A 26667-nucleotide genomic window follows, 5' to 3' on the forward strand; every position below is an offset into this window, starting at 1 on the left:
GTTAAAGGGTGCAAAATTTATCAGACTGGGTAATAGTAGGTTCAATAGCATTAGTGGTAAGTGCAACAGCATCCTTTGCAGGTGGCGCTGGTGGAGCCAGTGGAGCATTACTAGGAAGTAGCACAGGCGTGGTTTTAGGAGTAGCTATTTCCAGTCATAAACAACGAAAAACAGAAATTGAGATTAAGGTGTTGCGACAGCAGGTAGTTAAACAAGAGGAGTGGAAAAAGTTAAATCAACAATTGACGAGCCTAAAAGCACAGGTAAAAGCGAATTACCACAAAAATATGCTAATTATATTGGGGCACAGTTATTAACTTTAGCTGTGCAGCCGCGCTGTAATTCCCCTCAAGATTTGCAAGGCTTTTATAACTATGTAGAGAAAAAATTTAAGCCAACTGATTTAATGCGCGGACTGTATCAATATAATCACGATTCAGCAATGCAAGACAGAATAGTAATTATGTTGTTAGATGAAATGAATTTAGCGCGAGTTGAATATTACTTTAGTGAGTTTTTATCTAAATTGGAAACTCGTCGGAGTTACCAGACATATTGAGAAATCGATAAAGAGCAACTTTTGTTTAGATAAATTAAATTCTTTTCTAACTATCTGCTTCTGATTCCATCTCTACTACTGTTGAAAAATAACTATTAATTTTATTCAACAAAGGCACTAGTAACAGCAGCAGACAAGCAGAATAGAGGTCACCACCCCAATCATCATGCAACCATTTAAAAGCTGCTTCTTGACCTGTACCATGAAAAAAGGTCAGTGCAGTGTTGCGAATAATATTGGCACTAATACTAATAACAACAGCAATTATTAAAAACCAATTTGTTGTGCGGCGTGAAGACAAAGCATCTGTCCAATAAAGTAACATTAAGCTGACGTATATAGTAGTAAACAACATTTTCAACCCTGCACAATAAGGCGCAACTTCTACAATCCGCCCACCTACGAAAAGATTTATTCCTTCAACAGTTACATCCATACCAAACTGATTTAGTATGAACCCAGCCGTACCAGCAATGAAACTTTGCAAGGGTAAGGTGTAAGGTGCAATCAGGTAAGGTAGTGACGTTGGAGTTGCTAAAAATATTAGTAATAGCGGAAATCCTTGTAGTTGGAAACCTGGTATACCTTTGAACCATAGGCACAATCCGGCTAAAATTGCGGGGAAAGAAAGGTTAACCCACTCAGCTACACCACTTAAATAAAACACTCCCCCAACTAACAATAAAACAGCACCTAGAGGATGGATCATATCTGGTAGTCTTTGCCATTGTTTGCGTTGTAGCCAAACTAGGTAAGCAGCAAAGGGTAAACCAATTAAACCGTGGCTAAAATATTCGTGTTCTGTACTAATATTTTTGTGCAGCCAACCATCCACCCAGTGTAGCAATATAGGCGCATAAAGCAGTATTAAAACACCTAAAATTGCTAGACTGACTAATTGTGCAGTATTTCTATATTTCAGATATTGTTGGATTGCCATAATTTTAAGCAATGCAAAATTTATTGCGCTTCGCGTGTCAGTTGTCAGTTGTTTTTGGAAGAAGTCTAAGACCACAACCCAAAAGTGGGTGGTTTTTAGGTGTCTAGGAAATAATTAAAGGCATAGTAATTGTTGTGGTTCAACGCTAAGAATTGATGTAATTGATTTCACAACTTCTGTAATTTCACTACTGCTTAAACCTGGGTACATGGGTAAAGATAATATTTGCGTTGCTAATTTTTCTGCTTGGGGAAAATCTCCGGGTTGATAGCCTAAATTAGTAAATGCTGGCTGGAGATGACAGGGAATTGGGTAATGAATTCCTGTCTGGATTCCCAATTCTGCGAGTTTTTCTTGAATTTGCTGGCGTGTTAAAGGACAAGCATTATCAATTTTAATTACATAAAGATGATATACATGCCCTACATCGCTGTGATTTTGTAGAGGAAGAATCCCAGCAGATGCTAAGGGTAATAGTTCTCGATCGTACTGTTGGGCGATATGATTGCGATCGCAGTTCCATTTGGGTAAATATGGTAGCTTCTCCCGTAATACTGCTGCTTGCAAGGTATCTAAGCGACTATTTGTCCCCACTTCGATATGAAAATACTTTTGTGATGCGCCATAATTCCGCAAACGCACCATTTTTTTGGCTACATCTGGATCTCGCGTTAACAGCATCCCGCCATCTCCAAATGCACCCAAATTTTTACTAGGATAGAAACTAAAAGCGGCTGCAATTCCTACTGAACCTGCACGATATCCATCTCGTTCTGCTAAATGTGCTTGGGCTGCATCTTCAAAAATTAGCAGGTTGTATGTCTGAGCAAAATCTAACAGCTGTCGGGGTGATACCATTTGACCATATAGATGTACAGGAATAATGGCTTTAGTCCGAGGTGTAATTACTTTGGCTGCGGCTTCTAAATCAATTAAAGCTGTTTGGCGATCGCAATCTACAAAAATCGGCTTTGCCCCAGCACGTAGCACGCCAATCAAGGTGGCAACAAAGGTATTCACAGGTAATAAAACTTCATCACCATTGCCAATATTACAGGCTTGTAAACCGAGAGCGATCGCATCCGTACCTGATGCCACACCAACACCATATTCTGTTCCAGAAGCGGCAGCAAATGCCACCTCAAAATCTGAAAGTGCTTGCCCTAAAATAAAATCTCCCTGTGCTAATACAGCCTGGATGGCTTGCTCTAGTTGAATTTGAATCGATTTGTGTTGTAAATTCAGGTCTACAAAAGGAATTCTCATAGTGTTGTTATTCATTGGCAAATTACCTCTTTATTTAAAAATATAAATATCTTTTTATAACTAATTAAAAATTTGGTTACATATTTATGTACATCATAATATTTTCAACAATATTTTGATTTTGATAATTTTTTTAAACCTAGAAAAACTATCTCTTTAAAGTTTTCTATTAATCGACATTAAAATCCTTGTCTTCTTCATACTTGATTTCTCCTCTTTTAGTACAAATGATGAACCAGATAAATAATTTTTTCTTATTTAAATTTGTAACTTTAATTTGTTTTTATTGTTTTCGGTAGGAAAAATGATACTCTGTTATAAAATTTTTAGGAAAATACTATGTTTTAAATTTATGAAATGTCAGCACCAGTAAATCATTGATAAATTTTCCCAAATATTATTCATGCTTCCAAACATGGCCTTCGGAAACTCAAAATCTAACTAAATTACAAACAGAACGAGAACTGTGTATATACAGAAAAAATATTTACTATACATCAGCATGACATAGACTTTATTTTCTCTGCTAATTGTTATATTACCCAGCTTGAAACAAAAACTAACGCTGTGTAGTCAAGCTAAAGCAACAATCTGATTTTTTTTCGTGCAAACTAGAATATTTACTGATATTTCCTAGCAACTCAGAAAAGAAGATAAAAATTTTTGCGCTCAAGTTGTTTATCGGAGGTGAAATTGGGGAATGCTTAAAAATAGAAAATAATAACCTACAAACATTGGTTATATAAACTACAGTATCGAGCAATTATCAAGGTAAGGGTGGGAATGGTAGAGCCTGAAAACAAATTATTTGCCCTCAAGGATGGTTGGTCTTCCCAGGAAACAAGAGAAAAACAACGCCTCCAAGCCTTGTCCGATTTAGGTTTGCGGCAATCAGAAACAATTCCTGTCTTTGAAGAAGCCACTCAAACTGCTGCCCATTTTTTGGAAGCACCTATTTCCATTTTGGGATTTGTAGATCAAGAACGTCATTGGTTCAAGTCAGCAGTAGGTTTATCTAGACTGGGGCTAATGAATCATTTGGCACAAAGTCGGCAATTATTACGCCGAGAATCTTTTTGTACCCAAGTAGTAGACAGTTTTCAAATTTTAGTAATAAATGATACGCACAAAATTACTGATCCAGTTCTTGCTTCTAGCAAGTTGATACAGGATTATGGCATTCGCGCTTACTTGGGAGCGCCATTAATTGATGCTTCTGGCCATTGTCTAGGAGCATTGGCAGTGATGGATTTAGTACCGCGTAATTTTACTAATCGCGATATTGAATTTTTACAAATCATAGCTCGTTGGAGCATGAGTGAGTTTGAGCGTAATCGATTGCTCAAAGCAAAGTCAGAAGTCAGTATTCCTGAAAATGCACTGAGCTTATCATTCTCTGAGCAGACTAGCACTGAGATCAAAATCACCGCACCTGCTTTAGAACCAGATTCTGGTTCTACTAAGCAACTAAAACTAGAACTATTAGGGCAGCTAACTCAGGAGTTACGTACGCCCTTAACCTCAGTACTAGGAATGGCTAGCGTTTTAGGACGTGAGATTTATGGCCCTTTGACAACTAAGCAAAGAGAATATCTGGATATTATCCAACACAGTGGTCGATATTTACTCTCTTTGGTCAATGAAATTACTGAACTAGGAGCAATGGATGAAGGCTCAACTGAATTGAATATCGCTCCTGTAGATATTGAAATGGTCTGTCAACAGGCTATCAATACTCTAGAGGAAGCTGCTAATCGTCGCGAGCAAGATATTCGTCTATCTATCGAACCTGGACACAGCCGCATTTGTCCTTTGGATAAAGATAAAGTCCGACAAATGCTGTATCACTTAATTTTTAGTGTGATTCAACTCTCCGCTACAGGTAGTGTAGTGCGCATTCATGTTTCTTATAAAGAAAACACGCTAAATATTACAGTTTGGGTTTCACATCCTTGGCTGGGAGACGGTTTAACTGAGGTTGACCCTTATTTTCGTCTTAGCCCCTTGTCTTTGCTGGAGCTGACCACTGAGGCAGCAAATTATAATATCCATTTAGATAACCATGAACAAGCAGGAAATTTCCCACTAGTAGTGGAAAAATCAAACAACGCGAGTGCTTCCCACTCAGAGGTCATGACTATCAATCCAGCTACTGCAGCTCAGCCACAGAGTAGTTTGTCTCGCGAAAGCTTAGGTCTATTACTTAGCTGTCAGCTAGCAGAATTACACGGCGGACAAATCTCGATCCAAGGTTCTCCAGAATCAGGATATCGCTACGTGCTGTCTTTGCCATTGCAAGTCGTAGTTTCTCCAGAAGCAATGAGTGATGTTTAAGTCAGCTTCCTAAATAGCCATCATGAATTGCTTACACCTTCCCTTTACATCCAGCCACCCCTTCAAGGGTGGGATTGTCAACAGGGCTATTTGGGATTCCGGCTTCATTCACCACTTGCTCATTCACACTTAGTGTCTTGCTGTCCTGAACTAAACGTTCTGCCCCTGTACAAGATTTAAACTAGTCCTTGCACTCTGCCAAAGCATAGTTGTAGACACGACGACATGCATTATGATCGAGTCCAAGTTCTCAGCGGGCGTGCTAATCAGTCACAGCGTGTTTTATGAATTTAGTCTGGCAAACATTCACGTTATCTTATTTCCGAGTCCAAGAATATTTTGCTACCAGCTACCTCCACCGTTCTTTGGTGGGGCTGTTATCGTCTTGGCGGCAAAGTAGTATATTGATGCAGTGGGGAGATACTATAGCGATCGCTTTACTTAGCCTAGTGTATGTTCTAGCACCTTTTGTTTCAACTACCTTGTTAGGGTTGTTGCTGACAGCTTGTGTGGGATTTTGGCTATTACTGACTTTATCGGATGAAGCAACATCAACTACTTCATCATTTACCCCGATTCATCTGCTGGTATTACTCTATTGGGCAATTGCCGCAGTAGCTACAGCATTCTCACCTGTCAAAAAGGCAGCATTGAGCGATTTTGTCACTTTAACGCTATATTTGCTGCTGTTTGCTCTTTGTGCTAGGGTGCTGAGGTCTTCCCGCTTACGATCTTGGTTGATCGTCCTCTACCTCCATGTATCGCTCATTGTCAGTGTATATGGTTTACGGCAATGGTTTTTTGGCGCAGCGGCGTTAGCAACTTGGGTTGACCCAGAATCGCCTTTGTCTAAAACTACAAGAGTTTACAGTTATTTGGGTAATCCCAATTTATTGGCTGGGTATCTTATCCCCGCAGTAGTTTTTAGTTTGGTGGCAATTTTTGCTTGGCAAAGTTGGTATAAAAAAGCTTTAGCATTAACGGCGTTTATTGTCAATAGTGCCTGTCTAGTTCTCACCTTTAGTCGTGGCGGTTGGATTGGCTTAGTAGCGGCAATATTGACAGTCATGGCATTGCTAATTTATTGGTGGAGTGTGCAAATGCCTCCTTTCTGGCGGACTTGGTCACTGCCAATTATCTTGGGAGGTTTAATTGGGGTATTGGTGCTAGCGGTAATTTTCATTGAGCCTGTCCGGTTGCGGGTTTTAAGTATTTTTGCTGACCGCCAGGATAGCAGTAATAACTTTCGCCGGAATGTTTGGGATGCTGTATTTGAGATGATTCGCGATCGCCCAATTTTAGGTATTGGGCCTGGTCACAATGCTTTTAATAAAATCTATCCCCTTTACCAGCGTCCCCGTTATACTGCCTTGAGTGCTTATTCGATTTTGCTAGAAATTGCTGTGGAAACAGGCTTTATTGGTTTGTCCTGTTTCTTGTGGCTATTGATTGTCACATTTAATACAGGTTACCTACAATTGCGACGATTGCGACAATTGGGAAACAAAGAAGCATTTTGGTTAATCGGGGCGATCGCTTCTATGGTAGGTATACTTGCTCATGGGACTGTTGATACCGTCTGGTTTCGTCCTGAAGTTAATAGTCTTTGGTGGCTATTAGTTGCTTTGATTGCTAGCTACTGGACACCTTTAAGTCAAAACAATACTCAAGAGCTAGCTTCAGCTAACTCTGAACCAGCAGCAAACTAAAATCGGTTAGTTGTCAGTTGTTTGTTAGGGAACTCCAAAACATAAATTATTCCGGTGAAACTTGTTGACTGTTCACAGTTAACAGTCAACAAACAACTGACAACTATCAGGGGAAAATTGTTAATGACTTATTCTCTATAGGTAGTAGCCCCTGGCGTATTGGGATCGCGATAACGGGTTGGTTCGTCGTCACGTTTTCTACCTGTCAAACCCGCTAGACCTAATAGACCAATTAATCCTAACCAACCCCAATCAAAATCATTGCGATCGTAAGTTGTTGTGCTTGGGCTAGTGGTGGTTCCAGGGTCAGTGGTAGAAGTTTGGGCTTGTACGGGTAGAGTTAAGGACAAAATTGCCATACTCAAGGTGAGAACGCCAGTGCTTATCACTTTAGTGAAATTGCTTGTCATGGTGAAAAATCTCATCCCTTCCAAAGTTACTCACCACTTTACACAGTCCAAGACAGAACAAAATCAATCTGCGGCGATAAACTCGGCTTTTGCTTAACTCTGACTGAGGATATACAACTAGCTTGAAAGAGTCATTTGTCAGTTGTCATTTGTCATTTGTCATTTGTGATTCACCTCGTCACCTCATCCCCATCATCGCCCTCATCCCTTTAGTAGATGGGGATGAAAATCTTATCCTTGGGACGGGCTAAAATTTGTGTGCTGATGAGAACGAAAATTATCGCTAATAATTTTTCATCGCCCGTTCCATATCCCGTTTATCCTGGCGTTTTTTCAAGTCTTCTCGCTTATCGTGGAGCTTTTTACCTTTGCCAAGGGCTATACTCACCTTCACCCGGCCACGTTTGAAGTACAACTTTAAAGGTACTAAAGTCAAACCCTGTTGTTCGACTTTACCAATTAGCTTGCGGATTTCCTGCTTATGCAGTAAAAGCTTGCGCGTTCGACGTGGTTCATGATTAAAATATTGACCGCTAGCAGTGTAAGGTGAAATATGGGCGTTGATTAACCATGCTTCGCCATCGCGAATCAAAGCATACCCATCTTGGAGATTGACTTTTCCCTGCCGAATCGACTTGACCTCTGTTCCTGTCAACTGAATTCCGGCTTCGTAGGTTTCCAGGATTTCATACAAATAACGGGCTTGTCGATTGTCGCTAATTACTTTGTAACCGTCACTTTTATCGCTCATGGAAAATTATGCGTACTGAAAATGTGTCTAAAAAATGGTTGGAGTAGGTAGAAAAATTCATTGAGCCTATATTAAACCACGATCAATGCTTACTCTAGGTAGGAGTCTCATATTACTTAATTTAGCTTTTTCCCCAAAATTCGACAGAGTTAGGTAGGGTAATTGATGTTCTCAATCAAAAATTTCAAAGCAAATTTTGTCTCAACTAGACAGCTGATCGAGTGAATTTAATTTACAGTAGGGTAAAAGATTACTCTATCGTGTTGGTTATTTGTTATGAAGTGCTACATTATTTATCTTTGCCAAGCACTAAGATGGAACAGTGCGTTAAAATTTATTAACAATTTCTAAAGAATTAAGATTTTCTTTATAAATCAGTCCAAAGGCAGTAATTAGCTAGTAATCCTGTCATAGTATGAAACATAAGAGCACATCATTCATGCCTGTGTTCACTAATAGTGCTCAAACAAGCCAATTTGTTAGTAAAAACAATGCTAGGGGTGTACTGTCCATGCCCTTGACGATCCTTGTGGTGGATGACGATCTGGGCACTCGTCTGTCGATTAGCGATTATCTTGAACTGTCTGGCTACTTAGTGATTACGGCGAATGATGGTCAAGAAGCTTTGGTAATGGTAGAGGAGTTCCATCCTGATTTGATTGTCACTGATATTGTCATGCCAAGAATGAATGGCTATGAATTGGTGCGCCGGGTGCGTCAAAAATCAGAGTTCCGTTTATTACCTGTAATTTTATTAACAGCCCGAACTAAGACCCAAGAACGAATTCTGGGCTACCAATCAGGGTGCGATTTATATTTGCCCAAACCTTTTGAGCTAGAAGAGTTAGCAGCAGCTATTCGGAATTTACTGGAGCGATCGCAAATTATTCAATCTGAGTATCGCTTTTCTCATCAAGAAAATTTGGGCAGTTCCAACCAAATAAAAGCGGTGGATGCCCATTCTGCCGAAATTATTCAAACTCAAAAATCTCAAATGCTCTCATCATTGACTCCCAGAGAACAGGAAGTGCTAGAACTGTTAACACATGGTTTGTCTAATGCTGACATGGGTCACCAGCTACATCTAAGTGCGCGTACAGTAGAAAAGTACGTTAGTAGCTTATTGAGAAAAACCGCAACCAGTAACCGAGCTGAACTGGTGCGTTTTGCGATCAAGCATGGTCTAGTGGAATAGTACAACAGAGTGCTGAGTAATGAGTTTTTCCCAGGGACTTTACTCAACACTCAGCACTCACGTTTTAAGTTGCTGACTCACAATATTTTTCAGCAGACCTTCACAAGCATCGACTAACAGATCGATCACTTGAGCAAATCCTTCTGGGCCACCGTAGTAAGGATCTGGAACTTCTTTAATGTTATACTGAGTACAAAAATCACACATTAACCGAACTTTATCCTGATGGGACTTGGTTGGGTCAAGGGCCAGGATATTTTCATAATTTTCCCGATCCATCGCCAAAATTAAGTCAAAGTCTTGAAAGTCCGATTTCCGAAATTGACGGGCTTGACCGCGCAGTTTAATTCCCAACTTTTTAGCAGCTGCGGCACTCATACGTCGGTCAGGTGGGCTACCGATGTGATAACTGGATGTACCAGCAGAGTCGCAGACAATACTATTGCTTAAGCCAGCCTGTTCAATCAGATGATTCATAATGTTTTCTGCCGATGGTGACCGACAGATATTACCCAGGCAGACAAAAAGTAGTTTGTAGGGCATAAGTATCTTTTGTGCTTAGTCAGTTGTCCTTTGTCGTTTGTCATTAGTCATTTGTCCTTTGACTAATGACTAATAACCATTGACCATTTACCCTGAGCGAAGTCGAAGGGTTGACCATTGACAAATGACCATTGACTAAAATCCAGGCAATTCCAGCCCACTGGTTAAATCTTCCATGCGTTCCCGCATTGTAGCTGTGGACTTGTTGTAGGCATCTTTCATTGCCACTGTCACCAGGTCGGACAGTACTTCTGCACCTTCTCCTAGGGCTTGTGGGGAAATTTCCACACGCTTGGGTTCTTGGTTGCCGGTGACAATTACTTTGACCATACCACCGCCAGACTCTCCTTGAATCTCCATTTGCTCCAATTCTTCTTGGAGACGCTTTGCACCTTCTTGAACTTGTTGTGCTTTTTTGAAAGCTTCGGCTAGTTCTTTCATTTTTCCCAAGCCAAAGCCAAAACCCTGTCCTTTTCCTGTCATAATTAATAGTCCGCGTGTGCGTTCAATAACAAATCAAATTCAATTATAGATGCGGTAGGCAAATTGCCTCTTTTTTTACTTCTAATTAATGCATGGGGCATGGGGCATTGGTAAGAGATGGGGGAGATAGGGAAGAAAACTCCCCACACTCCCCACACTCCCTCATCTCCCTTGTCCTCTGTATTCCCCTTGTCTGCTTAACAGTGAAGTCCTTATCCACAAGCCGCCTGAAACTCTCCGAGCATTTTGACTTCTGGCTCTAAGAGAATTGACCAACGGTCTTGCACCTGGTGCTGAATATGACGGATCAGACAAAAGATATCGCTAGCTTTTGCGCCGCCACGGTTAACGATAAAATTGGCATGGAGTTGTGCTACTTGGGCACCACCAATTTGGAAGCCTTTTAATCCGGTTTGTTCAATCAACCATCCAGCTGAGTGAGGTTTGGGATTGCGGAAAACACTGCCACAGCTAGGAAAGTTGTATGGCTGGGTGCTGAGCCGATGTTGTTTGTGTTGCTTGGTTGCAGCAAAAACCTTTGCGGGGTCTGCACCAGGACGCAGTTGGAAGGTTGCTTGGGTAACGATGCGATCGCTACCCTGTAATTTTGAAGTCCGGTAGCTGTAATTTAAATCCGCCGCCGTCACAGTTTCCAGGGTGCCATCGGGTGATAGTACCTGGGCGCTGACTAACATCTCTGCGGTACAGCTACTGTGTGCTCCTGCATTCATGACAACTGCACCCCCGACAGTTCCGGGGATACCAACAGCCCATTCTAGTCCTTCCCAGCCTAAATCTGCTGCTTGCCATGCCAAGCTAGGAATCGATTCACCTGCGGCTACGGTTAATTGACCGGTTTCGGGGTCAAAGTAACTATATCTCAGATGACGAGTCGCAATCACTAAGCCCGGTAAACCGCGATCGCTCACTAACAAATTAGAACCTGCACCCACTACTGTTACTGGGATATCACGTTCTTTTGCATACTTCAACCCTGCTTGCAGTGCTGTTAAGTTGCGGGGGGCGGTATACCATTGTGCTGCTCCACCGACCCTATAGGATGTGTATGCAGACAAAGAAGCCTGGGACTTGATTACACAATCAGTCCCAGGCAAATAAATTACCGAACTTTCAACGGCATTTCCGATTTCTGGTTTCTCTGTCGTCAATGTAGAAACTGTGCAGACGTTGGCATCTGCCTGAGAGATTGTCATCTTTAGGTCAATTTAGTGAAATTTTTACATTTATCTGCCGTAATCAGACGGCTGTACTATGAAATTTTTATGAAACTCTGACAAATGCGGTAGACATTTGTCTCTAAAATGAAATTAAGATGTAGCCTTTGCTGGTTGGCAAAGTGTCGCAATGATTTCGGGAATCGCTTGATTCAAGTTTCCCGCACCGAGAAATAGTGCTAAATCTCCATGACGCAAGGTTTTGAGTAAAAATTCGCACACTGATTCCAATGTTGGTTGATAAACAACCTGTGGGTGCTGTTTAGTAATTGCTGCTGCTAATAATTCACCACTGATTTGCCCTAAATTGGGTTCTCCGGCACTGTAAATATCAGTCAGTACCACTAAATCAGCATGAGTAAAAGATTCAGCAAATTCTTCTAAAAAGGTCAGTGTCCGACTATAGCGATGGGGTTGGAAAATTGCCACAACTCTTTGCCCTGGTCTTGCTTGGAGGCGTGCTGCTGCTAAAGTAGCGCGAATCTCACTCGGATGATGGGCATAGTCATCAATGAAGGTAATACCATCGACTTCACCACGAAACTCAAAGCGCCGTCTTGCGCCTTCAAAGGTAGCAATACCCTTGGCAATTTCTCCAAATTCTAAGCCTAATGCTCTACCTACTGCTACGGCTGCTAGGGCATTGCTGAGATTATGCCGACTTAGTAGGCGCACATTCAACATGCCTAAGGCTTTACCTTTTTCCCAAACAAGAGCTGTGGTACCATCAGCACGATAGTCAATATTAGTGACAGTATAGTCAGCGTTAGTATCTGGGTGTAGGCTGTAGGTGATGGTTGGTTTGAGGCGATCGCGTACTGTTGCACAATCGATGCTACCTACCAAAGTCTGACAACTTTGAGCAAACTCTTGGAAAATATCAACGACTTCTTCTAATGTTTCATAGTGATCGGGATGATCTAGTTCAATATTGGTAATCACGCCAATTGCTGGAGCGTGTTTTACCAAAGAACCATCTGATTCATCAGCTTCAGCTACGAGATACCTACTTTCTCCTAATCTGGCATTACCTTCCCAAGCATTAACTTCACCACCTACGAGAATAGTTGGATCTAAACCTGCTTTTAACAGCATATAGCCAATCATACTACTGGTTGTAGTTTTGCCGTGGGTACCGGCAACTGCAATGCTGTAATAATCGGCAATTAACGCAGCTAGTACATCTGAACGATGTAAAATTGGGCAACCCAATTCTAGTGCTGCTTTGTATTCTAAATTATTGGTGTTAATTGCAGTTGAACAAATAACTTGAGGCAGTGTTGTGTTAGCCGCTGTAGGCAATTCTGCTTGCGAGTTTGATGCTACTCCTGCGGTAACTCGCGGGCGAAAGAATTCCAGATTGCTGGCTTCTTGTCTACTAAAAATATGAGTCCCGATAGATTCTAACTTTCTTGTAATGTGGTTTGGACGTAGATCCGAACCTGATACTGGCAATTGACGTTTGGCCAGAACATATGCCAGCGCTGACATACCTATGCCGCCGATACCAATGAAATGAAATGGTTTACCGCTAAAATCTACAGAATTATTCATTGATTACTCCTCTTACACCACACCACACCATAATCTCAAATGACACGCGTATCATAACAGGAATTGGATTTTTACTGTAACTGCTCCTGTATATATTTAATTTTTGTAGGTTCGTGGATTTTTCTCCTCTGTTTTTTTTGCCTGAGAATGATTTTACCTTTGTTAGAGGTTTTTGCTATTTCTGAACTGTATCTTATGATTATTCTGAAAATTTCCGCCACATCGGGAAAGAAATTCTTGTAATGAAAAACACATATTTTCCTTGTCCTGACTGGAATTGGCTACAGTACAACGTTTGCAGTGAAACTGCTTTTAATTAGATAAAGTTTAGGGGCAAATTGACTACAATAGTACATTGATAGTCCAACTTCTTTGAAGTTGAATATGAGCTTGATCTAACTGGATGCAGCAACTAGCAATTTTTGGTGGCACATTTGATCCAATTCATTGGGGACACTTACTCATAGCCGAGACAGCTTTGCATCAAGTACCTGTAGAACAGATAATTTGGGTGCCATCGCTAAATCCTCCACATAAACAAGCAGCTGCGTTTGAGCATCGCTTAGAAATGCTGAAACTAGCTACAAATGATCATCCTCGATTTACGGTTTCACTAGTTGAGCTAAATCGCCCTGGAACATCCTATGCTATCAATACCCTGATCAATTTATCTGCTGCTTACCCTAATACTCACTGGTACTGGATTGTCGGCTTGGACGCATTCCAAACCTTACCCCGTTGGTACTGTGGACACGAACTAGCCCAGATGTGTGATTGGTTAATTGCACCCCGACTCCTAGGTGGTGAGACTATAGCGCAAAGTCAGTTAATCTGCAAGCAAGTAGAGCAACAATTAAAAAATCAGTCAGTCAGTATTAAGTGGCAATTACTGCATATACCATTAGTAGGAGTTTCGTCAAGCCTAATTCGTCAATTAATTCGCGAACGCCAGTCTATTCGCTATTTAGTTGTTGAACCGGTGAGGTTGTACATCACCGCCCACAACCTTTACTCAAAATAAATCTGAATAAATTATGTGTTTTTTTTCTGGATCTAACACTTTATGGTTATTAAAGCTCCCCCCCTTTGCGATATGATTGGGGTCAACGATATAAACTTATAGGCATAAATACAGAGGGCAAGACACTGTGATTAGAGTCGCAATCAACGGTTTTGGGCGGATTGGGCGTAACTTTGCACGTTGCTGGGTCGGTAGACAGAACAGCAACATCGACCTTGTCGCTATTAATGACACATCTGACCCTAGAACTAACGCTCACCTGCTGAAGTATGACTCAATGCTAGGGAAGTTAAAGGATGTTGACATTACAGCAGATGATAACTCCATCATCATTAACGGTAAGACCGTTAAGTGCGTATCCGATCGCAATCCAGAAAACTTGCCCTGGAAAGATTGGGGAATTGACCTAATTATCGAAGCAACAGGTGTTTTTACCAGCAAAGAAGGAGCACTCAAGCATGTGAATGCTGGAGCTAAGAAGGTTCTGATCACCGCTCCCGGTAAAAATGAAGATGGTACTTTTGTAATGGGAGTAAATCATCATGATTACGACCACAACACACACCACATCATCAGTAATGCTAGCTGTACCACCAACTGCTTAGCGCCGATCGCCAAAGTTTTGAATGACAAATTTGGCATCATCAAAGGTACGATGACCACCACTCACAGCTACACAGGTGACCAGCGTTTGCTAGACGCTTCTCACCGCGATTTACGCCGTGCTAGGGCAGCAGCCATTAACATTGTACCTACCTCTACTGGTGCAGCAAAGGCAGTAGCACTAGTGATCCCTGACCTGAAAGGCAAACTAAATGGCGTTGCCTTACGTGTACCTACCCCAAACGTCTCAATGGTAGATTTCGTAGTTCAGGTTGAGAAGCGTACTATTACGGAAGAAGTTAATCAAGCCTTAAAAGATGCTTCCGAAGGGCCACTCAAAGGAATTTTAGATTACAGCGAACTACAACTTGTATCATCAGACTATCAAGGTACTGATGCTTCTTCGATTGTTGATGCTAGCTTGACTCTGGTTATGGGCAATGACCTAGTGAAAGTCATGGCTTGGTATGACAACGAGTGGGGTTACAGCCAGCGCGTTCTAGATTTGGCAGAACTAGTAGCTGAAAAATGGCAATAAATTGGTCATTAGTCATTAGTCATTAGTCATTAGTCATTGGTATTAAACAACTGACAACTAACAAATGACAATTGACTAAAAATGTTGAAATCCCTGAGTAAGATTTAAAACTTGGTCAGGGATTTCTGCTTTGTCTGTATGTAATAGTACATTTGTTCCCGATGTAATCGTGCCGATAATTGTTGCATCTTGACCTAGTTGTTCTACTAAAGCTGATGCTGCATATTGTGGCAAACACAGCACTAATTCAAAGTCTTCGCCGCCGTAGAGGGCATAATTTAGAGCTTGTTCTTTAGTTAACCAACGATCGCAAACTGCTGGTAAAGGAATTTGCTTAGCTTCTAGCATAGCGCCAACATTACTAGCACGGCAGATTTGCACAACAGCATCTGCTAAACCATCGCTGCTGTCCATCCCAGCAATGGGAGGAAAGGAGAGAATGGGAGAAGCGGAATTTAAGATTTTCCAAAGTATCGGTAAGACATCTAATCGTGGCTGGGGACGCTGGTGTGCGGTGATTAAAGCCGCCTTGTCTGCATCTTTGAGGGTTTGTCCTATTTCTGGATGTAAGAGCAATTCTAAGCCAGCACGGGAGGCTCCATGTATACCTGTGATTGCGATCGCATCTCCCACCCGTGCAGCAGAACGTCGGATAATTTGATTGGGGTGAACTTGACCAAAGGCGGTGATTGATAAAGTAGTGACAGGCGATCGCACAATATCACCACCGACAATTGGCGTATTGTACTTTTGTAGGCATTCTGTCATTCCCTGGTACAAACGCTCAACCCAACTGACACTAACATCCCCAGGAAGTCCTAATCCGACGGTGATTCCCAAAGGTGTCGCACCCATCGCCGCCAAATCTGATAAATTAGCAGCAGCAGCCCGCCAACCTGCATCTTCTGGGGAGGTGGTAACATTACTAAAATGCACACCATCAACCAAGACATCTGTCGTCACTACCAAAGATTTTTCTGGTGTCGTGACAAGCACCGCTGCGTCATCCCCAATAATGTCTTGAGGACAAAAGCGTTGTAATCTGGCTAACAATCCTTGTTCGCCAATATCTTTCACGAGCATGGAAGATAACTCATTATTCACAATCGCTATCCTCCAAATTTATAGCCTTTTCCATCGCCAAAGTTTTGATAGATTTGTAGTTAGCACAAAGCGTGCTTGAAAAATCAGGACTGAAGTCCTTACTACTAGTTTTTTTTACTCAACACTACTTATGGTCACTACACCAGTTACCAGTATCACTTTTGAAGAGTACTTAACCTATGATGATGGTACAGGTTTTCATTACGAACTGGTGGATGGTAGGTTAGAACTCATGAACCCACCGACAATTGAACATTTTCTGATTGTAGATTTCTTGGATACTCTGTTGAAAGCAGAAATTAAACGGCTGAGTTTACATTGGCTGTGCTTTCGTGAAAGTGGGGTGAGAACAGGGAGAAATAAATCTCGGTTGACTGATTTATCTGTGGTGACTTTAGAACAAGCAAAAGAATTGATCGATAAGTCAGCAGTATTTCAGTCTCCGCCATTGTTGATTGTCGAAGTTGTCAGTCCAGATTCTGTGAAACGGGACTATCGGTATAAGCGGTCTGAATATGCGGCGTTGGAAGTAGCAGAATATTGGATTGTAGACCCATTAACTGCACAAATTACAGTGTTATTACTTGAAGAGGGACTGTATGAGGAAAAAGTGTTTACAGGTAATCAGCAGATTGTATCGCAGACTTTTCCCGAAATTGCGATCGCAGTTGATTTGGTGTTAAGTTCTGGAAATTTGTAAGCTAAGAAATGTATCTTAAATTATCGAGTACTTGCAAAAAATTTGACAAAATTCTCGATACATGATTGCTGCGCCAAACAGCAACGATTTCTAATATCGGTGATAGTCCTTCTAGAGGACGATAGATTACACCACTGCGTTGGAGATTTTGGACGTTAGCCGGTAGCAGTGAAATCCCCATACCACCTGCTACTAAACTCACAACTGTTGATATCCATGCTGCTTCTTGTCTGACATTTGGCTGAAAACCTGCGATCGCGCAAAGCTCATTAATTTTATCGCGTAAGTTATGTAATAGGTGATCGGGTGGCAAAATAAATTGTTCATTTCTCAATTCTTTCACTTCAATGCTAGCTCGTCTTGCCAAACGATGGTTTTCTGGTAAAACAATCACTAGTTGTTCTTTGAGAATGGTCTTAAAAGCCAAGACATCATTATCATTATTTTGCTGGATACTTTCCAAATTATGTAAATGAAAGAAGCCTAAATCTATTTGTTGGTGTCGTAATTTTTCAATTTGGTCGTAGGAAGCCATTTCATATAACATCAGTTCTACTTCTGGACACTGCTGATGAAATGCTCTGAGAATTTCGGGTAGTATGCTGTTAGCAATGGAAGTATTAATGCCTATATTTAGTTGTTCCTTTTCCGCCCGATTTAATCGCTGACCTAATTCAACTGTTTGTTGAAATTGATGCAGAATTTGACGGGCTGCTTGTAAAAATTCATGACCAGCAATTGTTAATTTTAATGGACTTTTTTTACTTTTAAATATTTTAAACTGCAATTTTTTTTCCAGTAATTCGATTTTTCTACTTAAAAAGCCCTTATCGATGTTCAGGTATTCAGCAGCTCTGGTAAGTCCCTGGTGATCATATACAGCGATCGCATACTTCAATTGCAGTAATTCTATTCCATCCCATTTAACCATCAGTAACAGGCTAAAGATTTTTGTTTGTTGAGCATTATAGAGCAACTTTAAATCATTGGTGAGCAATCAACTCACGAAAATCGTCATCGAATGTTGTCTAATTCAGACACTATGATCGCTGTTTTTCCAGATAAGTTAATGACACCAAAACAAATAGTCATGGAAAAACTAGAAATGAAACTTAATAATCTAATCAATCGCGCCTTGATTGTCGGTGGAACTCATGGAAACGAGTTTACCGGAGTATATTTAATTAAACTGTTTGAGCAGTTTCCCGAGTTAATTCGCAGAGATAAGTTTGAAACCCTGACTTTGTTGGCGAATCCTGAAGCTTTTGCAGTCGGAAGGCGGTACATTCACAAAGATTTAAATAGATGCTTTTTGCGCCAAAACTTAGAGGATACAACGCTGTCTACTTATGAAGATTTACTGGCTAAAAAAATTAATGATTCTTATGGGCAAAATGGTAAAAAGCCTGTGGATTTTATTTTAGATTTACATAGTACAACGTCCAACATGGGCGTAACTATCCTGATTGATAATGAGGAACCATTTCATCTGCAATTAGCTGCCTATTTAAGGCACGTTAATCCAGCAATAAAAGTTTATAGTTCGGGAAACTCTGGACGTAGCCAAAATGCACTGCGATCGCTTGGTAAATTTGGCATTGGGATTGAGGTTGGTTGCATACCTCAAGGAGTGTTGAATGCAGATTTTTTCTTAAAAACTCAAAGCATAATTTACACAATTTTAAATTACTTAGAACTGTATAACGTGAATAAATTACCTGAATTTCCAAATACTTTTATCTTGTACAAATACATAGAAAAAATTGATTATCCGAGAAATGAAAACGGAGAAATTACAGCCATGATTCATCCACAGCTTCAGTTTAAAGATTATGAGGCTTTAAATCCTGGCGATCCTATGTTCTTGACATTGGATGGTCAAACAATTCCCTACGAAGGTAACTCAATTACTTATCCGGTTTTTATCAATGAAGCAGCTTATTACGAGACAGGTACTGCAATGTGTTTAACTAATCAGCATCAAATCACTGTCTAGAAAACATTTTGGTAAAAATATCAATAGATTTTAGATTTTGGATTAACTCCAAAATCTAAAATCTATTATACAGCTTCTGGTTGAACTAAATTTTCTATGCCCTGAACAACAGTAGCAGACTCAATTTTATCTCCTGCTTTGAGTTTATCCAAAATTTCTTCTCCCTCAGTCAGATAGCCAAAAACAGCATAGCGACCGTCTAACAGGTTGCGTCCGGCTGGGGTAAGTTCTGGTTCAAACAGAAAGAAGAAGAATTGTGAAGAAGCACCATTTACTTGACTTTCAGGACGGGCCATGACCACAGCACCAAAGGAAGAAAACGGCAGAACTGGCATATCGAGGTAACGTCCAGCGTCTTCGAGTGTAATACCGTAGGTGGGAGCTTTATCGCCTTGAACCAGGACTTCTAAAGGGATAGAACGGTATTTTCCGGTTTTGGGGTCAATAAAACCTACTTCTTTTCCTGCGGGATCGCCAGTTTGTAGAAAGTAAGATTCTTCCGAACGGGTAAATTCTAAACCGTTATAAAAACCACGTTGTACCAAATCAACAAAGTTACCAGCAGTAATAGGCGCGCTATAACCATCTACCACAACAGTAAGATTGCCTTTGTTAGTTTTGATATCTACGGTAGCTCGACCTTTGAGTTGGGGTAGGTTACTGTACTCCTTAGGGACTTCAAAAGGAAATCCCGTCACCATTGACTCTTCTAGAAGAGACACGAGATTGAGGAGTCGATTGCGTTCATCTTTGATTTTTTCTTTATCCTTGGCCTTGGCAACTTCAGCCAATGCATTAACGCCAGATTGCAATTCTTCAATCCAAGCTTTAGCTTGGGGTTGGCGTTCTTCAGGAATGCTTGCTAGGATTTTGGATGGTTGATCGAGAACTTTGGCAGCTTTGCTGATGTCTTTGGAGATAGCACCCCACCGCCGATTTCCCCGCAGTTGGTTTTTGATATCTTCTAAACTGGCTTGCAATTGCCGTACAGGTTCATTATTTATCGGGAGTGCATACCGCAACAGAGATCTGCCATCAGTGATTGCATTCCCGGCTGGTAGGGCGGCGCTACTGGAGGGAGTCCATCCAGCTGTACTTATGCCTAAAAATATTGTTACCAGCAGTATTGCCATGAGGCTGTTCTTCAGCCAGGATTTTAATAAATTAAACATGGTATGGCTTAAATGCAGCATTAAAATTGTTGACTGGACGTAACCCATCACTTATCTTCCCACAGTATTAGTGACTAGGGATTAGGGATTAAGGGTTAGGGGCTAGAGGGGACAAGCGAGACCAGGGGGACAAGGAAGAATATAAACAAGCTTCCTACCCCTCCCAATGCCCCATGACGGCAGTTGCTACAACGGAGGAGACCTCCACGCCAGTTCGCTCAAGTCGGGAAACCCGCCCACGCGACTGGCTCCGCAACGCACTGCCTCCCCCATGCCCAATTCCCAATGACTAATAACCATTGACTACCCTAGAAGGGTACAATAAATGCCGATTGTCTTCCAATATTTGAAAGTTTCATGATCTCCAGTAACGACTTTCGACCCGGTGTCTCAATTGTTTTAGATGGGTCTGTATGGCGAGTGATAGACTTCCTCCACGTTAAACCTGGAAAAGGTTCAGCGTTTGTGCGGACAACACTGAAAAATGTCCAGAGTGGTAAGGTTCTAGAAAAAACTTTCCGGGCGGGGGAAACAGTACCGCAAGCCACTCTCGAAAAAAGCACGATGCAGCATACCTATAAAGAAGGTGATGAATTCGTCTTTATGGATATGGAAAATTACGAAGAAGGCAGATTGAGTGCGACGCAGATTGGCGATCGCGTAAAATATCTCAAAGAAGGCATGGAAGTTAACGTCATCCGCTGGGGTGACCAAGTGCTAGAAGTGGAACTGCCTAATTCTGTAGTTTTAGAAATCGTGCAAACCGATCCGGGTGTTAAAGGTGACACGGCCACAGGTGGTACTAAACCAGCAATTCTAGAAACAGGTGCAACTATCATGGTTCCCTTGTTTATTGCTCAAGGTGAACGTATCAAGATTGATACCCGTGATGATAAATATTTAGGCAGGGAATAATTATTATCTCATTTGAGAACAATTCCGATTTCAATCCCTTTATAGGGATTAAATCCCTGCCACACTGAAAATTTTTTTATGTACAGGTCGAGGTAATAAAAACTGTGCCATTGGACTTTAATGAAATTCGCCAACTGCTAGCAACTATTGCACAAACAGATATTGCCGAAGTCACGCTAAAAAGCGATGATTTTGAGCTAACGGTACGTAAAGCTGTGAGTTTTGCGGTAGGTCAAGCAGCATCAGGCGGTGTGGTTGGTGCGGGATTAACATCGGTTTCACCTGTTGCACCCCAAACAGTATCAACGACCGTAGCAGAAACAGGGACACGCCTGGTTGATAATGCTGCTGGATCTAACGTGCAATTGTCAGGATCTCCCTCAGCGATTGATAAAAGATTAGTAGAAGTGTCTTCCCCAATGGTAGGCACGTTTTATCGCGCACCAGCACCAGGAGAAGCCCCATTTGTGGAAGTAGGCGATCGCATCCGCAGTGGTCAAGCAGTCTGTATTATTGAAGCGATGAAGCTGATGAACGAAATTGAGGCTGAAGTATCTGGTCAGGTCATGGAAATTTTGGTGCAAAATGGTGAACCTGTAGAATATGGTCAGCCTTTAATGCGAATTAACCCTGATTAAGTATTAATCTATATATGACGTGAGTCATTTTAAAGTTGTCAGTACAGCGGGTTAATCCTGATGAAACAAGTGTTGCCTGTACCACCAGAAGTGGTGCAACAAGTAGCTGAATACTTCAGTCTGTTAAGTGAACCGATGCGCCTTCGGCTGTTGCACTTACTACGAGATGAAGAAAAATGCGTACAAGAGTTGGTAGAGGCAACACAGACTTCCCAGGCAAACGTCTCAAAACACCTGAAGGTAATGTGGCAAGCAGGTATTCTTAGCCGCCGCAGTGAAGGAACTTGCGCCTACTACCGGGTGGAAGATGAGATGATTTTTGAATTATGTAATCGGGTTTGCGATCGCCTCGCTACGAGGTTAGAACAGCAAGCCCATAAATTTCGGGTGTTAAATAGCAAATTATAGGTTGTCGGTTGTCAGTTGTCAGTTGTCAGTTGTCATTAGTCGTTTGTTTAAAACAAATGACCAATGACCAATGACCATTGACTCTTGACGATTGACCATTGACTAAAGCGGATAATCTTTCTTAAAGCTTTCACGGGTCAGTGGCTGTTCCAATTCCACGCCTTCGCCACCTAAAACATCCAATTGTTTGCCATTGACATCAATGTACACTTTGGCATTAGGATTGATTGTGGTAGCAGTATAGACAATCTGTCCAATACGACCCGTCATCGAGCTACTACCGCCACCACTGGTAAAATCTTCAGATAAATTAACATGAACTTCATCATTGTTAACTTTCACACCTAGTAATTTGGTGCCTTTGGGAATGGTTGTAGATTCTGCACCTTCTGTGGGGCCTGCTAATAAATTTTCTAAAGCCTTTTCTAAGACCTGGTTAGGTTGGGCAGCGGCTATTTTAACCGGCTGCGGAGCCAGTTCCAAATTTTTGCCATTGTCTTTGAGCCAATAAATATTAGCAGTTTGCTCTTGAGGGGGCTGTTCGCTTATTTTGTTTCCTGGCTTTTTGATTATGATTGTGTTGTCTACTGATGGTGTCGGCGGATTGTTGGAGTGCCAAGTAAGCCAAGCAACACCGCCACTGACTGCTACGACCGCTGCTGAGACAGCTGCTATGACACCCGAAGAATTCCGATTAGATCCTTGTTGGTCTTTCATATTCAAAACCTGCTTGACTGAGGGCTGAGATGTTATGTGTGGGAAGAGCAGCCTGATTAAGGACGATACTGATAAATCGGGAGTTTCCTAACACCTAGAGGATGGCTATTTTTAACAACAATGCCGCCATGTCTCTTTCCGCAGGGAATACTTTTATTTTAGATTCGTAATTTTACTACGTCACCTATCTGGGGTATTGGGCATGGGGCATTGGGCATGGGGCATGGGGCATTGGACATAAGTCATTTCTTATTTGTCCCCCTTGTCTCCCTTGTCTCCCTTGTCCCCCTTGCCTTGTCCCGTCTAGCCCCTATCCCTTAGCCCCTCATCTTATATCGCGGCTGCAATCCACTGTTTGATCGTACTTGTCACTTCCTGAATGTCAATTTCTTGCGATTGACGAGTTGCCCGTTCTACAACTTCTACCTTGCCGTTAGCGATCGCTCTACCGGTGACTATTCTGTAAGGTATGCCAATTAAATCGGCATCTTTGAATTTTACTCCTGCCCGTTCATCACGGTCATCTAGTAAGGTTTCAATTCCGGCTTGATTGAGTTCCCTGTAGAGTTTTTCGGCAATTTCCACTTGTTGGGCATCTTTGATGTTAGGAATTGTCACAATGGCGTGATAGGGCGCGATCGCCACTGGCCAAATAATCCCATCTTTATCATAGGATTGCTCTACGGCTGATTGTGCTAATCGCGACACGCCTACACCATAACAACCCATAACTAAAGGTTTTTCTTCACCTTGTTCATTGGTATAAGTTGCACCCATCGCTACAGAGTACTTTGTCCCCAATTGGAAGATGTGTCCTACTTCAATTCCTCTAGCACTTTGTAAGGTTTGCTCTGGGTTGTGCTGTGCGCGATCGCCTGGTCTGGCTTTGCGAATATCTACTACTAACTCAGGTAACTTAAATTGCTCACCCCAATTAGCTCCAACTACGTGATAGCCAGTTTCGTTTGCGCCTGTGACAAAGTTGTTTAAATCAACCGCTGTTTGATCGACAAAGCGTAAAAACTTGGGATGTACTTGTTTATCGCCTTTAATATACTCATCGGCGATATCAGGTGCAATATAGCCTAAAGGTAGAGATTTTGCTGCCCATGTTTGTTGTGCTTCGGCATTGGGTACAGTTAAAGAAATAATAGTTTTAGCACCGTAATTCGGAGCTAATTTAGTCAATTCATTTTGTAATTTGACTTCGTTAACTTCCTGATCGCCTCTAATGCTAATTAAAACTAAAACTGTTTTGCCATTGTCATAAACTGTCTGGTAAAGAACATTCTTCACCACTTGGCTAGGAGAACAGTTGAGAAATTTACAGACTGTTTCAATGGTGTCTGTTCCAGGTGTATCGCGTTTCTCATGAGTTGTAAACTGTGAGGTTACCGCATCAGCTGGTAAAGAAACAGCTTTTTCCACATTGGCGGCGTATTTCCCATCTTCGGTGTAGAGAACTTCGTCTTCTCCCGCTTCCGCCAATACCATGAATTCTGTGGAACCAGAACCACCAATAGCGCCAGAGTCAGCATCAACTGCACGGAAAGCCAAACCAGAACGTCGCAGCATGTTGCTGTAAGCCTGGTACATATCTTGGTAAGTGGCTTTGAGGCTATCTTCATCCACATGGAAGGAATAACCGTCCTTCATGATAAATTCTCGTCCGCGCATCAAACCAAAGCGGGGACGAATTTCATCACGGAATTTCGTTTGCAGTTGATAAAGATTTAGCGGTAGCTGACGGTATGAGCGAATCATATCACGGGCGATCGTGGTGACGACTTCCTCATGGGTTGGGCCTAATCCCAATTGCTGCTCTCGTCGGTCGATGAGGGAAAACATGATACCCTCAGCCTTGGTATAAGTATCCCACCGTCCTGACTCTTTCCATAAATCAGCAGGTTGTAATTGCGGTAACAAACATTCTTGTGCGCCTGTGGCGTTCATTTCTTCGCGCACAATCTGGGAAACCTTCTGCAATACTCGCCACATCAGTGGTAAATAAGCATAAACACCGCTACCGATGCGACGAATATAACCTGCACGCAGTAATAATTTATGACTGGGAATTTCCGCATCAGCTGGATCATCCCGCAGTGTAACGAATAACATTTGTGACAGTCGCATCGTTTATTCCCTTTACCAAAACACTTAATGAATTATGAAGGATGAAGGATGAAGTATGAAGTATAAAGCTGCAATTACTACAATTTGTTGACTAACTTCATTAGGTATGAAGTATAAAGTATCAAGTTTCATCCTTCATTTTTTATCCTTCTGCCTTTTTTAATCGCTACTTATAGGAGAAAAATATCTTGTCTAACGGAATTTACCAAGCAAAACCACCTCTAGAATTTATTCCTCCGAGGTTTAACCCCTTATTACTTCAATTGGCGCACTTGTTACTCCCAAGTTGGATCAACTGGAAAACAGCGATTACCGAGATTGAAGCAGACAACGTAGAAATTTTAGCGGATCTCTATCGTCAGTTTCAGGATGGTAAGATTCGGTTTTTGCTAGCATTTCGCCATCCAAAAACGGAAGATCCACTTTGTTTAGGCTACTTGCTTTCCCAACTCGTGCCTAAGGTAGCACGAGAACAAGACATAAAAATCCAACTTCCAATTCATGCTCATTTTATCTACGATCGCGGTATTCCTCTATGGGCAGGTGAACACATTGGCTGGCTGGCTTCTCATTTAGGCGGTACTCCCATTCAGCGCGGTAAGGCTGACTGGAATGGTTTACGTTCAGCACGCGATCTATTCGCCAATGGGAAATTCCCGATGGCTGCTGCGCCAGAAGGAGCAACTAATGGTTTATCGGAGATTATGAGTCCCTTAGAACCGGGTATTGCCCAATTAGGCTTTTGGTGCGCTGAAGATTTGCACAAAGCTTCCCGCGCCGACGAGCAGGTTTTAATTTTACCAGTTGGAATTAAATATAGTTACGTTGCTGCTCCTTGGAGTGCGATCGCCGATCTTCTCAGTAAATTGGAAGTGGCTAGCGGTTTACCTGTGAATCCCTCGGAAAATGGCAATAGTGCAACTATCGAGTCCCTTTATCCGCGATTGTTGACTTTGGCAGAACGTTTATTAACGTTGATGGAAGAATTTTATCAGCGGTTTTATCATCAAAAACTCAAAGAGCCTGCGATCGCAATTCCCGAAGCAGGCGATCGCAATCAAGTTTTAAAAGCTCGCTTACAAGCCTTGATGCACGTAGCATTACAAATATCCGAGCAGTATTTTGACTTACCGCCTAAGGGTGCTTGGAATGACCGTTGTCGGCGACTAGAGCAAGCAGGCTGGAATTATATTTTTAGAGAAGACTTTAAGGACGTAAAAGCATTATCACCTATTGAACGCGCCTTAGGCGATCGCATTGCGGAAGAAGCATATTCTCGGATGTGGCATATGCGATTAGTTGAAAGTTTTGTGGCTGTTTCTGGTAACTATATCAAAGAAAAACCCACAGTAGAAAGGTTTGCGGAAACTACCTTATTGTTAAGAGATATGGTCAAGAAAATTCAAGGTAATGATAACCCAAAGCGCCGTCCCCAATTGGGTAAGCAATGCGTAAAAATCAGCATAGGTGAGCCGATATCTGTCTCTGAGCGTTATCCGGCGTATAAAGCTAATCGCTTGGGTGCAAAGCAAGCTGTAACAGATTTGACCAATGATTTACAACAGGCGATGGAGAGTTTGATTTGAGCGTGAGGGGAATGGGAGGGATGAGGGGGATGAGGGGGACAAGGAGGACAAGGGGGATAAGGGGGACAAGGGGGATGAGGGGACGAGGAGAAATAATAATTATCCAATGCCCAATGCCCAATGCCCAATGCCCCAACCGTCATTACACTGTATTTAT

At 41.9% G+C, this 26667-nt stretch carries 26 protein-coding genes; 13 read left to right on the top strand and 13 right to left on the bottom strand.

Annotation, left to right across the window (positions count from 1 at the left end):
* The first annotated feature begins 8 nt into the window (after window positions 1-8).
* Both AACU32_RS32295 and AACU32_RS32300 read left to right on the top strand, forming a co-directional pair.
* Window positions 9-317, top strand: a complete 309-nt coding sequence (locus AACU32_RS32295) for a hypothetical protein (protein WP_339378455.1) — start codon at window positions 9-11, stop codon at window positions 315-317.
* Between the two features lie 8 nt (window positions 318-325).
* The gene (locus AACU32_RS32300) at window positions 326-559 is read left to right on the top strand and encodes a hypothetical protein (protein WP_339378456.1); all 234 of its coding nucleotides are present in this window, start codon (window positions 326-328) and stop codon (window positions 557-559) included.
* Window positions 560-605: 46 nt separating this feature from the next.
* On the opposite strand, the gene crtB is transcribed toward AACU32_RS32300, so the two are convergent.
* Together crtB and AACU32_RS32310 are read right to left on the bottom strand one after the other, a co-directional pair.
* On the bottom strand, window positions 606-1499 hold the full coding sequence (crtB, locus tag AACU32_RS32305) for a cyanoexosortase B (protein WP_096605921.1): 894 nt from the start codon (window positions 1497-1499) through the stop codon (window positions 606-608).
* Window positions 1500-1613: 114 nt separating this feature from the next.
* A complete protein-coding gene (locus tag AACU32_RS32310; protein ID WP_096605923.1) occupies window positions 1614-2780 on the bottom strand; it encodes a DegT/DnrJ/EryC1/StrS family aminotransferase in 1167 nt (388 codons plus the stop codon).
* Between the two features lie 768 nt (window positions 2781-3548).
* Between AACU32_RS32310 and AACU32_RS32315 the strand changes: the two genes are divergently transcribed.
* Both AACU32_RS32315 and AACU32_RS32320 read left to right on the top strand, forming a co-directional pair.
* Entirely contained in the window at window positions 3549-5099 is a 1551-nt protein-coding gene (locus tag AACU32_RS32315) for a GAF domain-containing sensor histidine kinase (RefSeq protein WP_096605925.1), read from the top strand.
* Window positions 5100-5383: 284 nt separating this feature from the next.
* Window positions 5384-6808, top strand: coding sequence for an IctB family putative bicarbonate transporter (locus AACU32_RS32320; protein WP_096605927.1), 1425 nt, complete (start codon window positions 5384-5386; stop codon window positions 6806-6808).
* A gap of 128 nt (window positions 6809-6936) precedes the next feature.
* On the opposite strand, the gene AACU32_RS32325 is transcribed toward AACU32_RS32320, so the two are convergent.
* Together AACU32_RS32325 and smpB are read right to left on the bottom strand one after the other, a co-directional pair.
* Entirely contained in the window at window positions 6937-7218 is a 282-nt protein-coding gene (locus AACU32_RS32325) for a WGxxGxxG family protein (RefSeq protein ID WP_096605929.1), read from the bottom strand.
* A gap of 283 nt (window positions 7219-7501) precedes the next feature.
* Window positions 7502-7969 (bottom strand): SsrA-binding protein SmpB, encoded by a 468-nt coding sequence (gene smpB, locus AACU32_RS32330; protein ID WP_096605931.1) that lies wholly within the window; start codon window positions 7967-7969, stop codon window positions 7502-7504.
* A 511-nt stretch (window positions 7970-8480) separates the two neighbouring features.
* Here smpB and AACU32_RS32335 point away from each other — a divergent pair.
* Entirely contained in the window at window positions 8481-9164 is a 684-nt protein-coding gene (locus AACU32_RS32335; protein WP_096608268.1) for a response regulator, read from the top strand.
* A 57-nt stretch (window positions 9165-9221) separates the two neighbouring features.
* Here the strand turns inward: AACU32_RS32335 and AACU32_RS32340 are convergent, their stop codons facing one another.
* The 4 genes from AACU32_RS32340 to murC all read right to left on the bottom strand — a co-directional run bounded on the left by AACU32_RS32340 (window position 9222) and on the right by murC (window position 12979).
* On the bottom strand, window positions 9222-9707 hold the full coding sequence (locus AACU32_RS32340) for a low molecular weight protein-tyrosine-phosphatase (RefSeq protein WP_096605933.1): 486 nt from the start codon (window positions 9705-9707) through the stop codon (window positions 9222-9224).
* 135 nt (window positions 9708-9842) lie between these two features.
* Complete coding sequence (locus AACU32_RS32345; RefSeq protein WP_096605935.1) at window positions 9843-10190, bottom strand: YbaB/EbfC family nucleoid-associated protein; 348 nt, start codon at window positions 10188-10190, stop codon at window positions 9843-9845.
* Window positions 10191-10402: 212 nt separating this feature from the next.
* Window positions 10403-11404, bottom strand: coding sequence for a UDP-N-acetylmuramate dehydrogenase (gene murB, locus AACU32_RS32350; protein ID WP_096605937.1), 1002 nt, complete (start codon window positions 11402-11404; stop codon window positions 10403-10405).
* 114 nt (window positions 11405-11518) lie between these two features.
* Complete coding sequence (gene murC, locus AACU32_RS32355) at window positions 11519-12979, bottom strand: UDP-N-acetylmuramate--L-alanine ligase (protein WP_096605939.1); 1461 nt, start codon at window positions 12977-12979, stop codon at window positions 11519-11521.
* Window positions 12980-13382: 403 nt separating this feature from the next.
* Here murC and nadD point away from each other — a divergent pair, with 403 nt between their 5' ends.
* Together nadD and AACU32_RS32365 are read left to right on the top strand one after the other, a co-directional pair.
* Window positions 13383-14000 carry a nicotinate (nicotinamide) nucleotide adenylyltransferase gene (nadD, locus tag AACU32_RS32360; protein ID WP_096605941.1) on the top strand — a complete coding sequence of 206 codons (618 nt, stop codon included), beginning with the start codon at window positions 13383-13385 and terminating at the stop codon, window positions 13998-14000.
* 127 nt (window positions 14001-14127) lie between these two features.
* Window positions 14128-15141 (top strand): type I glyceraldehyde-3-phosphate dehydrogenase, encoded by a 1014-nt coding sequence (locus AACU32_RS32365; protein ID WP_096605943.1) that lies wholly within the window; start codon window positions 14128-14130, stop codon window positions 15139-15141.
* A 75-nt stretch (window positions 15142-15216) separates the two neighbouring features.
* On the opposite strand, the gene thiL is transcribed toward AACU32_RS32365, so the two are convergent.
* Window positions 15217-16224 (bottom strand): thiamine-phosphate kinase, encoded by a 1008-nt coding sequence (gene thiL, locus AACU32_RS32370; protein ID WP_096605945.1) that lies wholly within the window; start codon window positions 16222-16224, stop codon window positions 15217-15219.
* Window positions 16225-16375: 151 nt separating this feature from the next.
* On the opposite strand from thiL, the gene AACU32_RS32375 reads away from it, so the two are divergent.
* Window positions 16376-16945: a Uma2 family endonuclease gene (locus tag AACU32_RS32375; RefSeq protein WP_096605947.1), complete on the top strand. Its 570-nt coding sequence runs from the start codon at window positions 16376-16378 to the stop codon at window positions 16943-16945.
* A gap of 1 nt (window position 16946) precedes the next feature.
* Here the strand turns inward: AACU32_RS32375 and AACU32_RS32380 are convergent, their stop codons facing one another.
* Window positions 16947-17876: a LysR substrate-binding domain-containing protein gene (locus tag AACU32_RS32380; protein WP_339378458.1), complete on the bottom strand. Its 930-nt coding sequence runs from the start codon at window positions 17874-17876 to the stop codon at window positions 16947-16949.
* A 159-nt stretch (window positions 17877-18035) separates the two neighbouring features.
* Here AACU32_RS32380 and AACU32_RS32385 point away from each other — a divergent pair, with 159 nt between their 5' ends.
* Window positions 18036-18941 (top strand): aspartoacylase, encoded by a 906-nt coding sequence (locus AACU32_RS32385; RefSeq protein WP_339378459.1) that lies wholly within the window; start codon window positions 18036-18038, stop codon window positions 18939-18941.
* A 65-nt stretch (window positions 18942-19006) separates the two neighbouring features.
* Here the strand turns inward: AACU32_RS32385 and AACU32_RS32390 are convergent, their stop codons facing one another.
* Complete coding sequence (locus AACU32_RS32390) at window positions 19007-20113, bottom strand: peptidylprolyl isomerase (RefSeq protein WP_096608270.1); 1107 nt, start codon at window positions 20111-20113, stop codon at window positions 19007-19009.
* 357 nt (window positions 20114-20470) lie between these two features.
* Here AACU32_RS32390 and efp point away from each other — a divergent pair, with 357 nt between their 5' ends.
* The 3 genes from efp to AACU32_RS32405 all read left to right on the top strand — a co-directional run bounded on the left by efp (window position 20471) and on the right by AACU32_RS32405 (window position 22074).
* The gene (efp, locus tag AACU32_RS32395) at window positions 20471-21028 is read left to right on the top strand and encodes an elongation factor P (protein WP_096605950.1); all 558 of its coding nucleotides are present in this window, start codon (window positions 20471-20473) and stop codon (window positions 21026-21028) included.
* A 104-nt stretch (window positions 21029-21132) separates the two neighbouring features.
* Window positions 21133-21666 carry an acetyl-CoA carboxylase biotin carboxyl carrier protein gene (gene accB, locus AACU32_RS32400; RefSeq protein ID WP_096605952.1) on the top strand — a complete coding sequence of 178 codons (534 nt, stop codon included), beginning with the start codon at window positions 21133-21135 and terminating at the stop codon, window positions 21664-21666.
* 60 nt (window positions 21667-21726) lie between these two features.
* Window positions 21727-22074, top strand: coding sequence for an ArsR/SmtB family transcription factor (locus AACU32_RS32405; protein ID WP_096605954.1), 348 nt, complete (start codon window positions 21727-21729; stop codon window positions 22072-22074).
* A gap of 102 nt (window positions 22075-22176) precedes the next feature.
* Here AACU32_RS32405 and AACU32_RS32410 read toward each other — a convergent pair whose 3' ends face one another.
* Complete coding sequence (locus tag AACU32_RS32410; protein ID WP_096605956.1) at window positions 22177-22791, bottom strand: GerMN domain-containing protein; 615 nt, start codon at window positions 22789-22791, stop codon at window positions 22177-22179.
* A 330-nt stretch (window positions 22792-23121) separates the two neighbouring features.
* On the bottom strand, window positions 23122-24924 hold the full coding sequence (locus AACU32_RS32415) for a proline--tRNA ligase (protein ID WP_096605958.1): 1803 nt from the start codon (window positions 24922-24924) through the stop codon (window positions 23122-23124).
* Between the two features lie 188 nt (window positions 24925-25112).
* Here AACU32_RS32415 and AACU32_RS32420 point away from each other — a divergent pair, with 188 nt between their 5' ends.
* Window positions 25113-26510 carry a glycerol acyltransferase gene (locus AACU32_RS32420; RefSeq protein ID WP_096605960.1) on the top strand — a complete coding sequence of 466 codons (1398 nt, stop codon included), beginning with the start codon at window positions 25113-25115 and terminating at the stop codon, window positions 26508-26510.
* Window positions 26511-26667 lie beyond the last annotated feature (157 nt).

Source organism: Calothrix sp. NIES-2100 (assembly GCF_963875285.1).
GTDB lineage: Bacteria > Cyanobacteriota > Cyanobacteriia > Cyanobacteriales > Nostocaceae > Aulosira.

Bases quoted from the DNA above. Each gene is read 5' to 3' on its own strand.
- AACU32_RS32320 (WP_096605927.1), top strand. From the start codon at position 5,384: ATGAATTTAGTCTGGCAAACATTCACGTTATCTTATTTCCGAGTCCAA.
- AACU32_RS32415 (WP_096605958.1), bottom strand. From the start codon at position 24,924: ATGCGACTGTCACAAATGTTATTCGTTACACTGCGGGATGATCCAGCT.
- thiL (WP_096605945.1), bottom strand. From the start codon at position 16,224: ATGCTCGTGAAAGATATTGGCGAACAAGGATTGTTAGCCAGATTACAA.
- AACU32_RS32335 (WP_096608268.1), top strand. From the start codon at position 8,481: ATGCCCTTGACGATCCTTGTGGTGGATGACGATCTGGGCACTCGTCTG.
- AACU32_RS32410 (WP_096605956.1), bottom strand. From the start codon at position 22,791: ATGAAAGACCAACAAGGATCTAATCGGAATTCTTCGGGTGTCATAGCA.
- crtB (WP_096605921.1), bottom strand. From the start codon at position 1,499: ATGGCAATCCAACAATATCTGAAATATAGAAATACTGCACAATTAGTC.
- murB (WP_096605937.1), bottom strand. From the start codon at position 11,404: ATGACAATCTCTCAGGCAGATGCCAACGTCTGCACAGTTTCTACATTG.
- AACU32_RS32325 (WP_096605929.1), bottom strand. From the start codon at position 7,218: ATGACAAGCAATTTCACTAAAGTGATAAGCACTGGCGTTCTCACCTTG.
- AACU32_RS32310 (WP_096605923.1), bottom strand. From the start codon at position 2,780: ATGAATAACAACACTATGAGAATTCCTTTTGTAGACCTGAATTTACAA.
- AACU32_RS32405 (WP_096605954.1), top strand. From the start codon at position 21,727: ATGAAACAAGTGTTGCCTGTACCACCAGAAGTGGTGCAACAAGTAGCT.
- smpB (WP_096605931.1), bottom strand. From the start codon at position 7,969: ATGAGCGATAAAAGTGACGGTTACAAAGTAATTAGCGACAATCGACAA.
- AACU32_RS32385 (WP_339378459.1), top strand. From the start codon at position 18,036: ATGGAAAAACTAGAAATGAAACTTAATAATCTAATCAATCGCGCCTTG.
- AACU32_RS32345 (WP_096605935.1), bottom strand. From the start codon at position 10,190: ATGACAGGAAAAGGACAGGGTTTTGGCTTTGGCTTGGGAAAAATGAAA.
- AACU32_RS32375 (WP_096605947.1), top strand. From the start codon at position 16,376: ATGGTCACTACACCAGTTACCAGTATCACTTTTGAAGAGTACTTAACC.
- AACU32_RS32340 (WP_096605933.1), bottom strand. From the start codon at position 9,707: ATGCCCTACAAACTACTTTTTGTCTGCCTGGGTAATATCTGTCGGTCA.
- murC (WP_096605939.1), bottom strand. From the start codon at position 12,979: ATGAATAATTCTGTAGATTTTAGCGGTAAACCATTTCATTTCATTGGT.
- nadD (WP_096605941.1), top strand. From the start codon at position 13,383: ATGCAGCAACTAGCAATTTTTGGTGGCACATTTGATCCAATTCATTGG.
- AACU32_RS32390 (WP_096608270.1), bottom strand. From the start codon at position 20,113: ATGTTTAATTTATTAAAATCCTGGCTGAAGAACAGCCTCATGGCAATA.
- AACU32_RS32380 (WP_339378458.1), bottom strand. From the start codon at position 17,876: ATGGTTAAATGGGATGGAATAGAATTACTGCAATTGAAGTATGCGATC.
- AACU32_RS32315 (WP_096605925.1), top strand. From the start codon at position 3,549: ATGGTAGAGCCTGAAAACAAATTATTTGCCCTCAAGGATGGTTGGTCT.
- efp (WP_096605950.1), top strand. From the start codon at position 20,471: ATGATCTCCAGTAACGACTTTCGACCCGGTGTCTCAATTGTTTTAGAT.